The sequence below is a fragment of the Corynebacterium sp. FDAARGOS 1242 genome, from assembly GCF_016889985.1.
Classification (GTDB): Bacteria; Actinomycetota; Actinomycetes; order Mycobacteriales; family Mycobacteriaceae; genus Corynebacterium; species Corynebacterium minutissimum_B.
Genome location: NZ_CP069568.1, coordinates 2617740 through 2632302, shown reverse-complemented (window position 1 = coordinate 2632302; position 14563 = coordinate 2617740). Strand labels below are relative to the sequence as shown.

The 14563-nt window shown below is 64.1% G+C and carries 12 protein-coding genes; 9 read left to right on the top strand and 3 right to left on the bottom strand.

The features are described 5' to 3' along the window. Positions 1–264: 264 nt before the first annotated feature. Positions 265–1437 (bottom strand): acyltransferase, encoded by a 1173-nt coding sequence (locus I6J72_RS12515; protein ID WP_204099423.1) that lies wholly within the window; start codon positions 1435–1437, stop codon positions 265–267. A 53-nt stretch (positions 1438–1490) separates the two neighbouring features. Here I6J72_RS12515 and I6J72_RS12510 point away from each other — a divergent pair, with 53 nt between their 5' ends. Both I6J72_RS12510 and I6J72_RS12505 read left to right on the top strand, forming a co-directional pair. Continuing rightward, positions 1491–2462 carry a DUF3068 domain-containing protein gene (locus tag I6J72_RS12510; protein ID WP_204099422.1) on the top strand — a complete coding sequence of 324 codons (972 nt, stop codon included), beginning with the start codon at positions 1491–1493 and terminating at the stop codon, positions 2460–2462. Between the two features lie 11 nt (positions 2463–2473). Next, entirely contained in the window at positions 2474–3979 is a 1506-nt protein-coding gene (locus I6J72_RS12505) for a hypothetical protein (RefSeq protein WP_239107375.1), read from the top strand. Here the strand turns inward: I6J72_RS12505 and I6J72_RS12500 are convergent. Then, positions 3903–4985 (bottom strand): glycosyltransferase family 4 protein, encoded by a 1083-nt coding sequence (locus tag I6J72_RS12500; RefSeq protein WP_204099421.1) that lies wholly within the window; start codon positions 4983–4985, stop codon positions 3903–3905. The two genes, I6J72_RS12505 and I6J72_RS12500, sit on opposite strands and share 77 nt — an antisense overlap. A gap of 24 nt (positions 4986–5009) precedes the next feature. On the opposite strand from I6J72_RS12500, the gene I6J72_RS12495 reads away from it, so the two are divergent. After that, the gene (locus tag I6J72_RS12495) at positions 5010–5768 is read left to right on the top strand and encodes a class I SAM-dependent methyltransferase (RefSeq protein ID WP_204099420.1); all 759 of its coding nucleotides are present in this window, start codon (positions 5010–5012) and stop codon (positions 5766–5768) included. Positions 5769–5822: 54 nt separating this feature from the next. On the opposite strand, the gene I6J72_RS12490 is transcribed toward I6J72_RS12495, so the two are convergent. Next, positions 5823–7643: a phosphoenolpyruvate carboxykinase (GTP) gene (locus I6J72_RS12490; protein WP_204099419.1), complete on the bottom strand. Its 1821-nt coding sequence runs from the start codon at positions 7641–7643 to the stop codon at positions 5823–5825. A gap of 354 nt (positions 7644–7997) precedes the next feature. Here I6J72_RS12490 and trmB point away from each other — a divergent pair, with 354 nt between their 5' ends. The 6 genes from trmB to I6J72_RS12460 all read left to right on the top strand — a co-directional run bounded on the left by trmB (position 7998) and on the right by I6J72_RS12460 (position 14215). Then, positions 7998–8771: a tRNA (guanosine(46)-N7)-methyltransferase TrmB gene (gene trmB, locus I6J72_RS12485; protein WP_204099418.1), complete on the top strand. Its 774-nt coding sequence runs from the start codon at positions 7998–8000 to the stop codon at positions 8769–8771. Beyond that, entirely contained in the window at positions 8771–9382 is a 612-nt protein-coding gene (locus I6J72_RS12480; RefSeq protein WP_070673316.1) for an NYN domain-containing protein, read from the top strand. The genes trmB and I6J72_RS12480 overlap by 1 nt, the downstream gene beginning before the upstream one ends. Before the next feature lie 7 nt (positions 9383–9389). Then, on the top strand, positions 9390–11687 hold the full coding sequence (locus tag I6J72_RS12475) for an MMPL family transporter (RefSeq protein WP_204099417.1): 2298 nt from the start codon (positions 9390–9392) through the stop codon (positions 11685–11687). Then, positions 11684–12697, top strand: a complete 1014-nt coding sequence (locus tag I6J72_RS12470; protein WP_204099416.1) for a lysylphosphatidylglycerol synthase transmembrane domain-containing protein — start codon at positions 11684–11686, stop codon at positions 12695–12697. The genes I6J72_RS12475 and I6J72_RS12470 overlap by 4 nt, the downstream gene beginning before the upstream one ends. Next, positions 12698–13045: a DUF3054 domain-containing protein gene (locus I6J72_RS12465; RefSeq protein WP_204099415.1), complete on the top strand. Its 348-nt coding sequence runs from the start codon at positions 12698–12700 to the stop codon at positions 13043–13045. A gap of 156 nt (positions 13046–13201) precedes the next feature. Next, positions 13202–14215, top strand: a complete 1014-nt coding sequence (locus I6J72_RS12460; protein ID WP_204099414.1) for an HNH endonuclease signature motif containing protein — start codon at positions 13202–13204, stop codon at positions 14213–14215. Positions 14216–14563: the final 348 nt, after the last annotated feature.

Here is a 14563-nt window from a genome sequence, read left to right as displayed (position 1 = left end):
CCCCTGCTGCTTCCTTCCGGGCCGCTGGTTTCGACGCGGACCCGCTACGCATGGTGCTCCGAGCAAAGCGCCTCTCAAAGGGCATCCCACAGATGGCTCCCCACAGAAGGCATCCCACAGACGGCATCTTCAGCGCTAAAAACGCCATCTAGAAGGGGCAAATGGCGTTTTTAGGAGCAAAGACGCCTTTTGACTGATGCCTTGTACAAAATGCCTTTTGTCAGATGCCTGCTGTGAAATCGGAGGCGAGGCCAAGAAGGCTAGTTAGGAAGCAGAATCAGTCGAGCCAGCGGTGCTGGCAAGGGATGCGGACCCCACGGTAGCGGAATGGGAAGCGGAGCCGGCAGGGCTATCTGCCTGGCGCGGCAGGGAACGCGGGACGGCGATGAGGCCGCGGGCAAGGGAGCGGATGAGGTCGCGGCCGGGGACCTCGACAAGCACGTAGGTCGCAGCAGACAGCACGCAACTGACCACCACTGTAAAGACCAGCACCACCGCGAAATCCCCGGCAGAACCGGAGAAGGCCGACACGCCTAAAAGCGGAAAAGCGATGGCCAGCACCGCCACATGCCACATGAAAACACCATAAGACCAGCGGCCCAACGCCCGCATCACGGCAGAGGAGAGCCAGCTTTCCCGAGGGGCCAGCGCCACCGGCACCACGATGCAGGCCCCACACACAGCGCCCACAGCAATGCGACGCGCAAATTCGTCCGGTGAAGGGTGGACCAAGCCCTGCGGTCCGAACCACTCGCGGCTGGCCAGCCACACGCAGCCCGCCGCCACCACCCAGCAAACCGGACGCACGATCCGCCCAGCGCGCACGCGCACGCCGGCCGACTCAGCCTCCGCGGCCAGCATCCCCACCGCGAACCACGAGAAGTACGCCGGCGGCCAAATCTGCGTATTGATATCGCCGGATTCATACCCGGCCACGAACGGCAGGAAACCCCAGAACAGACTCAGCACGCCAGCACCCGCAATAAGCACCACCCGCGGGCGCGCCGAAAGCTTATCCAACAACCACACCAACAGAGGCAACACCGCGTAGAAGGCGAACTCCACGCTCAACGACCACAATTGCGTTAACCCAGGCACCAGCCCATCGGCGATATACAGCTGCGTGCCGGTCAGGTTGGTGAGGAGTTGCGGGAGGGTTAAGGGGGAGGCGTCGGGAAGCAAGGCGAGTACCGCCACCACACACACCAGATAAAGCGGCGCCAAGCGCGCCACGCGGGAGAGCACATACTGCCGCGCCGTATGCGCGTGCCGCCGGCGCCACAGCAAGAACCCACTGAGCACGAAGAAGACCGCCACGCCGTAGTCCAAGCGCTCAGCCCAGTCCCAGCCGGTAGCCGTCTGGAAGGACACGTGCGTGACCACGACCGCCATTGCTGCCAGCGCACGCACGCCTTCGAGCTCAGGGAGAAAGCGCATGGCCCACTACGATACTATTTTTGCAGTACATCCCTCGACCGATCGGAGCTGACGTGTTCCTTCGCTCGCGCCTAGCGCAGGTGACGATTGCCGCCGCGGTCTTCCTCATCCTCGGGTCCATCCTGCCGCCGCTGTACAACAACCAGTCGAGGCCCCTAGCCACGGACCTTGCCTTCGAGGTCCGCGCGAACGAGGACGGCACCGCGCTGACCCGGCACACCGCCACCTCCCCTGCGGACAAGGATGCGGTGGCACGCACGCAGTCCACCATGGACCTCACCGTCGATGGCGAGACCGTCGTGCACATCACCGAGGATTCCCTGCTCAACCGCGAATCCACCTATCCGGTCGCCGGCCCGAACACGACGCAGCACATCGAGATCCCGGCTTTTGACCTGCAGGTGGACAGCGAGATCGAGCGCGATGGCATGAGCTATTTCTTTCCCGCCGGCGCGGAGCAGCGCTCTTATCCCTTTTTCGATCCCCTGACGCAAAGCGCCAAGCCCATCGATTTCCTTCGCGATGAAAAGCTCGACGGCATCCCCACCTACGTCTTCCACCAGGACGTCGCGCCGGTGTCGCTCCTCCAGGTCTTTGGCTTTGATGCTCACCGCGCCGGCCCCGCGGGTGACTTCTACTCGCCGGAATCCCTGGAGCGCTACCACCTGAAGCCGGCTTCGCACGTCATCCTTGAGCCCTTCTACGCGGTGAGCCGCACGGTGTGGGTGGAGCCCACCACGGGCACCATCGTGAAAGAGGTGCAACACCCGCGCATCTTCTGGGCCACCGACGCCACCCAGGCCCAGGCCATGGTCGACGCCGATGACACTAAGGAGCGTGCGCTTCTCGACGTCCCCCTCACCTGGTCCCCCGATACCCTCACCGAGCACCTCGACTCGGTGCGCCGGGTGATCGACACGGTGAAGGTCTTGGGTATCGTCGGCTGGCTGGGCAAGGCCATCGGCGTGGTGTTGTTGGCGGTAGCGGCCGCGATGTTCATGCGTGGCCGTGGCCAGAACGCTTAAGGGCGTCTGCTGTGTCCTCCTCGCAGTGCTCTGTTCCTCCGGTGTCCGGTTCCCGTGCGGTGAGCTGGGCCCTTGGGCTCTGGGGCGGGGTGCTCGTGCTTGCGGTGTGCTGGCCTTTTCTGCTGCCGGGTGAATTCGTGTGGCGCGATATGGTGCTGCTTGACCGGCCAGCTTTGAGCGCTTCTGCCTTCGGCGCCGGCGACCTGCCTGCGCGCAATGCGCCGCAAGATGGCGTGCTCGCTCTTCTCGGCGGTGCGTGGCTGGCTCGAGTTTTCATCCTTGCTGCTGCGAGTGCCTCGGCGTGGGTAGCGTGCCGGTGGGCGCGCACGTCTGGCCCGTGGGCAGCGGCCGCGGCGATGGCGTGCGCGGTGGCCAATCCTTTCGTCATTGAGCGCCTCTTGCAGGGCCAATGGTCCCTGGTGGTGGCCGCATGGTTAGCGCCCGTGATCGCGTGGGGTTGTCTGCAGGGGCGCCCCCGTCTGGCGTGGCTGGCGTTGTGGGCTGCGTCCTTGACGCCCACCGGCGGGCTCTTCGGGGGGCTCATCGCGGTTGTCTGTGAGCGCGAAGGGCGAAGAAGGTGGCTTTTTGCGGGCGGCTCGGTGTTGTTGTGGCTGCCGTGGTTGGTTCCAAGCCTCGTGGCTGGACATCCAGGCGCCTTTGGGGACCCCGCCGCCCAGGCCGCGGCCTTCGCCCCGCGCGCGGAGGCCTATGTGGGGACGATCGGCTCACTGCTTGGTTTCGGCGGCATCTGGAATGCCGCCGCCGTGCCGGCTTCCCGTGAGAACGGCTTCGCCGTGGCGGGACTAGCGGTCGTCGTCCTCGCCGTCTTGGGCGCCACTCGCCTTCCTCGGCGCGAGCTGCGCCCCCTCGCAGTTTTGGCAGTTGCCGGCATGGGCCTGGCCATCCTCGGCGCGCTGGCGCCTGGGTTGACTGCCTTCGCCGTCGAGCACATCCCCGGTGCGGGTTTGCTGCGCGATTCCTCCAAGCTCACTCTTCTGGCTTTGCCGCTGGCCGTCGCGGGTATCGGAGCCTTGCGCCACCTACCCGCCGCGCTCGCCCTGTGTGCCTGCCTGCTCCAAGCCCCTGATGCCCCGCGGGAACTCGCCGTGTTGAAGCCGCGCGAAACGGGCATCGACCGCCAGCTCGCCGAGGAACTCGACGGGCGGCTCACCTTCTTCGCCGACCGCCCAGCCATGGTGCCGCTCGACGACGGCATTGCCCTCGACCCCTACTCCAAGGCGGCGAACAAGCTCGATTCCGGCGAGCTCACCGTCGACGGCGTGACCGTGGATGAGCCATCTCCGCGCTACCTGGCCGCTGCCGAGGCCTGGACCACGCGCGACCTCGACCGGCTGGAGGAACTCGGCGTGGGCGCGGTCGTCGAAAAGGGAAGCATCGTTGCCACCACGAACGCCCAACCGGCACCCGTACCGTGGGGGCTTAGCGTCGCCTGGTGCGCACTTCCGCTTCTAGCAACTCTTCGAAACGCGCGCCGGTTTTCTCCCACGAAAAAGTAGCCGCCAACTCCCGCGCCGCGTGGCCTAAACGGCGGCGGAGGAGGGGGTCGTCGACAAGCATGCGTACCGCCGGCGCGAACTCTTCCTCGCGCTGCACCAGCACACCAGTCTCACCGTCGATAACGCTGTCTTGCAGGCCAAACGCGTACCCTACCGTGGGAACCCCATGTTGGGCTGCCTCCATGACTGCCAGTCCCCAGCCTTCTTTTCGGGAGGGCATCAGGTGGACGTCGGCACGCGCGAGCAGCGCATGTTTATAGTCCTCGGTGACCTGACCGCGGAAGCGCACGCGATCCTCCACCCCGTGGGCCCGGGCGTACTCGCGCAGTTGGGATTCCCACCAGCCGGAACCGATGACATCCAGAATCGCGCCCGGAATCCTAGCCACGGTGTCCATGGCGTGCTCGATCTGCTTGTGTGGCACCAGGCGGGACAGCGTCACCAGGTGGATATCGGCCTCGCGCTCCAAGGTGGGCACGTGCTCCGGCAGGGGATCCACGCCGTTCTCAATGATGTACGCGCCACGAATGCCCAGCTTCTCCAGGTCACGCTTCGAGGCCTCCGAGACCGTCACCCACGTGTTCTTTCGGTAGAGCGCGGGTACCACGCGGGATTCCAGGAACCAACCCAGCCGCGCCAGGACGGGTCCGGCCACCGGCCACTGCTCACGGTGGCAGTGGTGCGTCAGGATGACGACGGGCGCGCGGGTAGCCAGGCGCGCGAAGAAGGGAATGCCGTTGTGGGTATCCACCACGACGTCAAAGTCGCGCGCGCCAAACAGCATCCACAACAGCGCACGCGGATACACGCTGAACTTGGCGCCGGCACGCGAATAGAGCACCCCGTTGCGGCGCTCGCGGCTGGCGGCGTTCATGTGGCGCGCGGTGCGGAAGACCACCTCATGGCCTTGGGCAGCGAGGTACTCGCCGACGCGCTCGAGGTAGCGCTCGGAACCGCCACCTTGCGGGTGGGTAGAATCGCGCCAACAGAGTAGAAGGATTTTCATGTCGAGGAACTAGCCTAGTGGGTTATGAAACGCACCCGTGCCTTGGCCACCCTGCGCCGCTCCTGGCGGCTGCTGCGCTCCTTCCGCTTCGAGCAGACAGCGCCCGCCATCTTTTATGGCGGTTTGGCTGAGGACACCGCTGCGCTTATCGACGCCCTCTGCCACGACCTCTCCCTCCCTCTCACCGGCGCGCGCGTGCTCGACGTCGGGGGCGGGCCCGGCTATTTCGCTTCCGCCTTTGCCCAGCGCGGGGCCAGTTATGTGGGGCTGGAGCCGGACGTGGGCGAGATGGCCGCCGCCGGTATCTCAGTGGCCCAGGCTGTGCGGGGCGATGGCACGTGTTTGCCCTTTGCGGATGACACCTTTGACATCACGTATTCCTCCAACGTGGCCGAGCACATCCCGAATCCATGGGACATGGGCGAGGAGATGCTGCGCGTAACCAAGCCCGGCGGGCTGGTGGTCTTGAGCTACACGGTGTGGCTGGGGCCTTTCGGCGGGCACGAGACCGGCCTGTGGGAGCACTACGTGGGCGGCGCTTTTGCCCGCGACCGCTATACCCGCCGCCACGGCCACCCGCCGAAGAACGTCTTCGGTACCTCGCTCTTTGCGCTCTCCGCTCGTGAGGGCCTGGACTGGGCGCGACGCATATCGTCGCGTGATGCGACGCTGCTCGTCGCCGCTTTTCCGCGCTACCACCCGTGGTGGGCCTGGTGGGTAGCAAAGGTGCCGGTGCTGCGCGAGTTCCTCACCTCCAACCTGGTCCTCGTCTTGCGCGCTTAACCCCCGTAAAACGCCGAATGCTCCCCCGCAGGGGAGCATTCTTAACAGTAAAGGTTAGGAGGCAGCCTCAACGCGCTCCTTGAGCGCCTTGAACTGGTCCCACACCTCAGACGGCACGCGGGAGCCCAAGAAGTGCAGGTACTCCTTGTTGTCTTCCATGTCGCCAGCCCAGTCCTCCGGGTTGACGGCAAGGGCCTCGCGGACGTCCTCGATGTCGAAGTCCAGGCCGGTGAGGTCGATATCCTCTGGGCGGGCGGTGTGGCCCACGACGGTCTCAACGGCCTCGACGTTGCCCTCGATGCGGTCCACAATCCACTTGAGAACACGGGAGTTCTCACCGAAGCCCGGCCACAGGAAGCGACGGTCCTCGCCACGGCGGAACCAGTTGACCAGGAAGATGGCCGGCATGCGGTCGCCGCCGTTTTCACCCATGTCGATCCAGTGCTGCAGGTAGTCACCGGCGTTGTAGCCCATGAACGGCAGCATGGCCATCGGGTCGTGGCGCAGGGCACCGACCTTGCCCTCAGCGGCAGCGGTCTGGCCGGAGGAGAGCAGAGCACCAATCATGGTGCCGTGGTTCCAGTCGAAGGCCTGGGTCACCAGCGGAACGGTGTCTGCGCGGCGGCCGCCGAAGAGGATGGCGTCAATCTTGACGCCCTTCCAGTCGTCAAATTCCGGCGCAGCGGACGGGCACTGCGTAATCGGCACGCAGTAGCGGGAGTTCGGGTGCGCAGCCTTGGTGGTCGAAGCCGGAGTCCAGTCGTTACCGTGCCAATCGATGAGGTGCTCTGGGGCCTCGCCCATTTCCTCCCACCAGACATCGCCGTCGTCGGTCAGCGCGACGTTGGTGAACAGGGTGTTGCCCGGCTCCATCGTCTTCATGGCAATCGGGTTGGAGTCGTAGTTGGTACCCGGTGCCACACCGAAGAAGCCGTTCTCCGGGTTCACGGCGTACAGGCCATCCTCGCGCAGCTTCATCCAGGCGATGTCATCGCCCACAACCTCAGCCTTCCAGCCCGGGATGGTCGGGGTGATCATGGCCAGGTTGGTCTTACCGCAAGCAGACGGGAAGGCGGCTGCGATGTGGTAGTTCTTGCCCTCCGGGTTGGTGAGCTTGAGGATGAGCATGTGCTCTGCCATCCAGCCCTCTTCCTTCGCCATGACGGAAGCGATACGCAGCGCGTAGCACTTCTTGGCCAGGATGGCATTTCCGCCGTAGCCGGAACCGTAGGACCAAATCTCCTTGGTCGCCGGGAACTGCGTGATGTATTTCTTCTCGTTGCACGGCCACGCGACGTCCTCCTGGCCCGGCTCCAGCGGGGCACCGACGGAGTGCAGAGCGTGGACAAAGTCGCCATTCTCACCAATCTTGTCCAGAGCCTGCTGGCCCATGCGGGTCATGATGCGCATGGACAGCACAACATAAGCGGAGTCAGTAAGCTGAACGCCCAGCTTCGGGTCCGGGTCGCTGATGGGGCCCATGCAGAACGGCACGACGTACATGGTGCGGCCCTTCATGGAACCTCGGAAAGCCTCGGTCATCTCTTCCTTCATGGCTGCCGGCGGGGCCCAGTTATTGGTCGGGCCTGCGTCCTCGGCAGTCTCGGTGCAGATGAAGGTGCGGGACTCCACGCGGGCGACATCCGACGGGTTCGAGCGAGCCAGGTAGGAGTTCGGACGCTTCTCCTCGTTGAGCTTGATGAGGGTACCCTTCTCAACGAGCTCGGCAGCGAGGCGATCGGCCTCCTCCTGGGAGCCGTCAACGAACACGACCTCTTCCGGCTGGAAGAGCTCGACGCTCTCACTGATCCACGAAATGAGCTTCTCATTCTTCGTGGGCAAGTCACCTACAAGGCCTGGAATAGTTGCGGTCATTTCATATTCTCCTGTGTTCGGTGGGCCAGGGCACTTCTTAGCGTCGGTGGGGATCTTCTCCACCATCGACGTCTCGCCTTCCAGAGTACGGACGCTGGTGATACCAAGATGTGTAATAAGGGCCACCCTGGTTATATCCACCCAGCTCACGCCGACTATCCCAAGGGTATAGGACTGTGAAATACAGCACGGCAGGGAGAAACTCACCCCTGCACGGGGGTGAAAAATCCTCTATCGGCACGTACCGTACGGCCGTACTCCTACCCCCGACTCGCCCGATAGGGCATGACCGGGACCTTCTGCACGGCGCGGCACGTTGCCTCAAACCCCTGCTTAAGGGAAAGATATAAGCCGATGAATAGCGCAGACTCTTCCCAGAACCCCGCCGCCGAGATGCCCCATGGCCGCGGCCTCCAGACGGACTTCAATGCAGAGTTCAACAACGATCTGGACTACCCACGCCTGGGCAACGTCACCTTCCGCCGCGGCACCCTGACTGACAACCAGAACGCCCTCTTCGAGGAGCACTGGCCCAAGCTGGGGCAGATGCTTGCCGACGTCCCCCTCGACATCCCCTCCTGGTTCGGCCGCGAGGGCGCGAAGACCATCGTGGAGATCGGCTCCGGCACCGGTACCTCAACCGCAGCCATGGCGCCACTGGAAAAGGACACCAACATCATCGCCGTCGAGCTCTACAAGCCGGGCCTGGCCAAGCTGCTGGGCTCCATCGTGCGCAATGATATTGAGAACATCCGCATGGTGCGCGGCGATGGCATCGAGGTGCTCATGCGTATGTTTGCGCCGGAGTCCTTGGATGGCATCCGCATCTTCTTCCCCGACCCGTGGCCCAAGGCCCGCCACCACAAGCGCCGCATTATCCAGTCCGGCACACTCAACTTGTTCGCCTCCCGCCTGAAACCCGGCGGCGTGCTCCACGTGGCCACCGACCACGCCGGCTACGCCGAGTGGATTGATGAGCTCGTGGAGGTCGAGCCCTCCCTGGATTACAAGGGCTGGCCCTGGCCGGAATGCCCCATCCTCACCGACCGCCAGGTCATCACCAAGTTCGAGGGCAAAGGCCTGGATAAGGAACACGTCATCACCGAGTACCTGTGGGAGAAGAAGTAATGGCCGGCACCTATCTTCTGGTGTGGGATGCACCCAACATGGACATGGGGCTCGGCGCCATCTTGGGCGGGCGACCCACCTCCGCACACCGCCCGCGTTTTGATGCGATTGGCCGCTGGCTGGTGGAGCTGGCCTTCGACAACGACGCCACTCCCGAAGCCGCCGTGTTTACCAACGTCACTCCCGGCGGCGCCGACGTCATCCGCCCGTGGGTCGAGGCCATCCGCAACGTCGGCTTCGCCGTCTTTGCCAAGCCAAAGCTGCACGAGGACGATGACGTCGACCCCGACATGGTCGAATACATCAAGGCCAACCGCGAGAACCTCTCCGGTGTCATCGTGGCCTCTGCCGACGGCCAGAACTTCCAGCACCTGCTGGAACAGCTCTCTGCTTCCGGCCTGCCCACGTGCGTCCTCGGCTTCCACGAGCACGCTTCCTGGGCTGTGACCCATCCGGAGATTGAGTTCGTCGACCTCGAAGACATCGAGGGTGTCTTCCGCGAACCGCTGCCACGCGTTAACCTGGATAATCTGCCTCCAGGCGGCGCCTGGCTGCAGCCTTTCCGCCCGCTGTCCGCGCTGCTTCCGGACCGCGCGCCCGAGCACAGTTAGGAGCCGCATGTTTTATTCTTGGGGCCGCTTCTCCTATGCCCACCGCAAGGTCATTCCGCTTATTATCGTCGGGCTCATCCTCGGCCTCTTCTTCGGCTTCGGTACCCGCCTGGGTGACCGGATGAGCCAGGAGGGCTGGGAGGACCCGGGGGCGGCGTCGACAAGCGCTGCACAGATCGAACTGGAGACCTTCGGCCGTGACAATTCCGGCGACGTCATCCTGCTGTTCGATGACCCCGACGCCCACGCCGCTGAGGCCAAGGCCTTCCTGGATGAGCTCAAGGCGCAGCACCCAGAGCAAATCGACTCCGTCACCAGCTACTTCGATAAGCACAACCCAAACCTCATCACGCAGGACCACTCCACGGCCTTCGCCGCCATCGGCCTGAAAGGCGACGGCGAGCAAACGCTCAAGGATTTCCGCGCCATCGAGGATTCGCTGCACTCCAGCGGCCTACCCGTGCAGGTAGCGGGTGCCACCGCCGTGGCCGATGCGCTGGACGAAGGCATGGCCAAGGACATCTCCCGCGCGGAGAAAGCCGCCCTGCCGATCGTCGGCCTGCTGCTGCTGGTTGTCTTCGGCTCCGTCGTCGCGGCCTTCATGCCGCTCGTGGTGGGTGGTCTGTCCATCTTGGGTTCGCTGGGCATTCTCTCCATCCTGGCCGGTTTCCTGCAGGTCAACGTGTTTGCGCAGGCCGTCGTCACGCTGCTGGGCTTGGGTCTGGCCATCGACTACGGCCTGTTCATGGTCTCGCGTTTCCGCGAGGAGCTGGACAAGGGCCGCGAGGTCAAGGAGGCCGTGGCGATCACCACCGCCACCGCGGGCCAGACCGTGGTCTTTTCCGCCGCGATGGTGGCGGTGTCCCTCTCCGGGCTTTTCCTCTTCCCGCAGGCCTTCCTCAAGTCCGTGGCTTACGGCTCCATCTCCGCCGTCGGCCTGGCCGCTCTGCTCTCGGTCATGGTGCTGCCCTCGCTGTTTGGCATGCTGGGTCACAACATCGACAAGTGGACCGTGCGCAAGACTTCGCGCCGCGGGCGCCGCATCGAGGACACCTGGTGGTACCGGATGCCGCGCTGGGCCATGGGCCGCGCAGGTCTGATGACCACCGCCATCTGCGCCTTGCTCATCGCGCTCACCCTGCCGGTGCTGGGCGTGAAATTCGGCGGTATCAACGAGACCTACCTGCCGCCCAACCAGGACGCGCGCGTGGCGCAGGATCAGTTCAACGAGCAGTTCCCCTCCTTCCGCACCGAGCCGGTCAAACTCGTGGTGAAGAATGCGACGAATGAGCAGCTTGTCGACGTCGTCATGCAAGCCCGCTCCATCCAGGGCCTCACCGAGCCGATGGGCCCGAAGACCGCGACTGTCGACGGCACCACCGTCCTCGGCGCCGGCATCCAGGACCGCGAGGACTACGCACGCATCGTCCACGAACTCGAGGACATCGAGGCACCCGACGGCGTGGAGCTTTATGTCGGCGGTACCCCGGCCATGGAGGTCGAGTCCCTCGATGCGCTCTTCGACACGCTGCCCTGGATGGCCCTTTACGTGGTGCTGGCCACCTTCCTTCTCATGGCGCTGGTCTTTGGCTCGTTCATCCTGCCGCTCAAGGCCATCATCATGACGCTGTTGTCGCTGGGGGCCACGCTGGGCATTTTGACGCTCATGTTCGTCGATGGCCTCGGCGCCGGCCTGCTCAACTTCACCGCTGGCCCGCTGATGAGCCCGATTCTGGTGCTCATCATCGCCATCGTCTTTGGCTTGTCCACGGACTACGAGGTCTTCTTGGTCTCGCGCATGGTGGAAGCCCGCCGCCGGGGTGCGTCCACCGATGAGGCCATCGCTGCTGGCACCGCGCACACGGGCGGCATCATCACGGCAGCCGCGCTCATCATGATTGTGGTCGCAGGCGCCTTCGGTTTCTCCGACATCGTGATGATGAAGTACATCGCCTTCGGCATGATTTTCGCCCTGCTTATCGACGCCACCATCGTCCGCATGCTCCTCGTCCCCGCCGTCATGCACCTGCTTCGCGAAGACAACTGGTGGGCCCCGCGCTTCCTTACCCGCCTGACCCATCGCTTGGGCGGCGACAACGCTCCAGCTGCCGATCCGGCAGAGTCGCACCCGGCCCCCGTAACTCCGGCTGAACCGGCGGAGCAAGTCAAGATTCCGGAAGAGGGGGCGTCGCAAAGCACCGCGAACGAAGCCGCCGTACGCGGGGACCGCAGTGCCGATACTGACGAGGAGCTCATCCCCTTCTCTGAGCTGGTCAAGCGCCTCAATTCCACGGATGGTCGATGAATAAGAAGAACTGGCTGACCTGGATAATCTCCCTGCTGATTCTGGCTGCGCTGGCGTGGTTCTTCCGCGACCAACTGGACTTCATCTCCGAGGGATTGCGCCGCCTGCGCCACGCCGAACCTTTCCCCGTGGCGCTGGTGGTGTTCTTCGCGCTGCTCTCCATCGCGGGCATGGCCGAGGTGATGAAGCGGCTTATAGGTGCCGGCGGCGTCAAGGTCCCGCTGCGCGAGACCTACGCCATCACGCTGGCCTCCAACGCGTGGTCCACGACGCTGCCCGCGGGCCCTGCCTTTTCGGCCTTGCTCACTTTCCAGGTACAGCGCCGCTGGGGCGCGTCGGTGGCGTTGTGTAGCTATTTCCTGTTCTTGTCTTCGATTATCAGCTCGATGTTCCTCGCGCTCATTGGGCTGGGCGGGGTGTTTTTCCTCAACGCCGACATGGCCCTGGGATCGCTGATCACAACGATTGTCCTCATGCTCGCGGCACTCGGCGGAATTTTTTGGCTGACCTCGCATCCGGCGACCCTCGAGGGCTGGCTGCGCAAGCTGCGGCCCGGGCCTAAGCGGGATCGCGCCATCCAGGAGGTCCGCAACCTGGGAGAGGTCCACCTGTCGCGCGGCCCCTTTGCCGTGGTTGCCGGGGCGTCGCTGGTGCACCGACTGGCTGATATGGGTGCACTGTGGGCATCCGTGTGGGCAGTGACCGGGGAAATCCCCTGGCTGCGTGCGGGTGCTGATGACACCACCATTGCTGGCGTCGCCCTGGCTTTCCTCGCCGCGAAGCTGGCGGGTTCCGCGCAGGTCACGCCGGGCGGTGTGGGCACGGTGGAGGCCGCCCTCATCACCCCGCTGGTGGCGACAGGGTTAACCGTGGTGCACGCCACCTCCGCCGCCATCATCTACCGGCTTATTTCCTTTGCGCTCATCACTATCATTGGATGGGTCATCTACTTCGCCCACTACGCCCGCGATGGCTTCTCTTACGCGGCGTTGAATCGGAAGGAATCCTAAATGCGCATTGCCCCGCTTATCGACGTCCTCGCTCTCGCCCTCTTCGCCATCTTCGCCCGCCTGGCGCATGGCGGTTTGAGCTTCAGCTCCTGGCTTGATGCCTTCTGGCCGTGGACCGTGGGCGCGCTCGTGGGCTGGGTCATCATCATGGCAGCCAAGCTGAGTGGGTTGTGGAAGGAAGGCGTCGTCGTGTGGCTCAGCGCCATCATTGGCGGCATGGCTTTGTGGATACTGGTTAACGGCCGCCTGCCGCACTGGTCCTTCCTCATCGTGGCCACCGTGATGTCGGCGCTGCTGCTCTTTGGCTGGCGCGCCATCGCTGCTTTTACCTCCCGCTCCCGCGCCTAAACCCAACTGCGGACCCACTGCGCTGAATCGCATAGTCTGATTCCCTTGGTCTTACTCACCTGCTTGCACCCCGAAGAACCTTGACGGATGGGCGTTTGAACTGGACGTTTGCTGCTCCGGTTGCGGGATAGGTGGAGCGGGTTTAGTGTGTGAGCCATGAAGTTGGGGGACTTACTCGGGGTACTCGCACGCGGCATGCACGTCGTTTCTTTGTGCGCAGGCCACACGCTCAATGAGATGATCGCACTTGGCGCGACTCCTCGGGTGGCACGGCAGTTAGATGCGCTCCGTCGCGTCTATTTCGGGCAGACCGCCTACAGCGCCAAGCAGCGCCGCGCGCGGGAGACCACTCACGCGCTCGATACGCTGCTCACCATCGAGCGCCACGTCGCGCGCGTGAAAGATTCCCGCAAAGCCTGGGACCTGCGGGTGGAATTGTGCGAAACACCAGTGGGAGAGATTGCGGGTGTGGCGAAGCGCCGGCTTGCCGAGCTCACCCCGAAGCCCAGCCCCAGTGTCCGTGTGCGCCGCAGCGCTACCGGTCTGCACAGCATCACGATTACGGACCGTCCACGAGCGATCGCCGACATGGTGGGCACACTTCGGGCGACAAACGACGACCTGCTTAAAGCCGCCCACGAGGTCTTTAAGGGCAGCGGCGCGCCCGCGCCGGCGCTGCATGCCCATGTCATCGTGCGCCTCGACGAGCTGGACAAAATTGCGCGCGGCGAAGGCGATGACATCGTCCTGCAAGCCACCGACGGCGGCACGATGACCGGCGCGGAGTTCGTGCGCGCGAAGTTTGCCGAGCGCGGATTCGTCACTCTCATCCACCCCTCACAGGGCCCTGTGAGTCTCTACTTCACCAGTCGGTTCGCAAGCGACAAGATGCGGCTCATGTTGGGCGCGGAGCATCCGACGTGTGCGTGGGTGGGATGTAATAAACCCGTCACGGAATGCCAGATGCACCACATACAACGCTGGCAGGATGGCGGTCCTACCAACATCGCCAATCTGGTGCCTTTATGCCAGTACCACAACGCCATTAATGACGACGATCCCACTCGCCCCACCGGCCGGGGTCGGGTCGACCGCATCAACGGCAGAGTCCATTGGTTGCCGCCCGGTGGCGGTCCTCCAGTTCCCAGCCCCAGTCCTGCCTGGCCCTAAAGCACGGATCGAAAAAGCCCCTCCACAGGAGGGGCTACAGGCGCTGGTCTGCGACTACTTCGAGCTCAGAGAGGAACCGGAGACGGTAACACCGGCGCGGTTGAGCAGCATGATGACGAGGTTGATGATGTCGCCACCGAGGTCAATAACGCTAGACAGCATGAGGATTCTCCTTTATTCGATTACCGAGACTTAATGTTTATCGTGCGAGGATGCCCTTGACGTTACGCCTTGCGCGAAAAATCCGGCAATTTTTGGGGAATGACCCTAACCGGCCCCAGCCCCCACCCAGCACCGCGGCAGCATCATGGCAAGCCAGAAGGTTGACCGCCCCAGTAGAGGATTCGG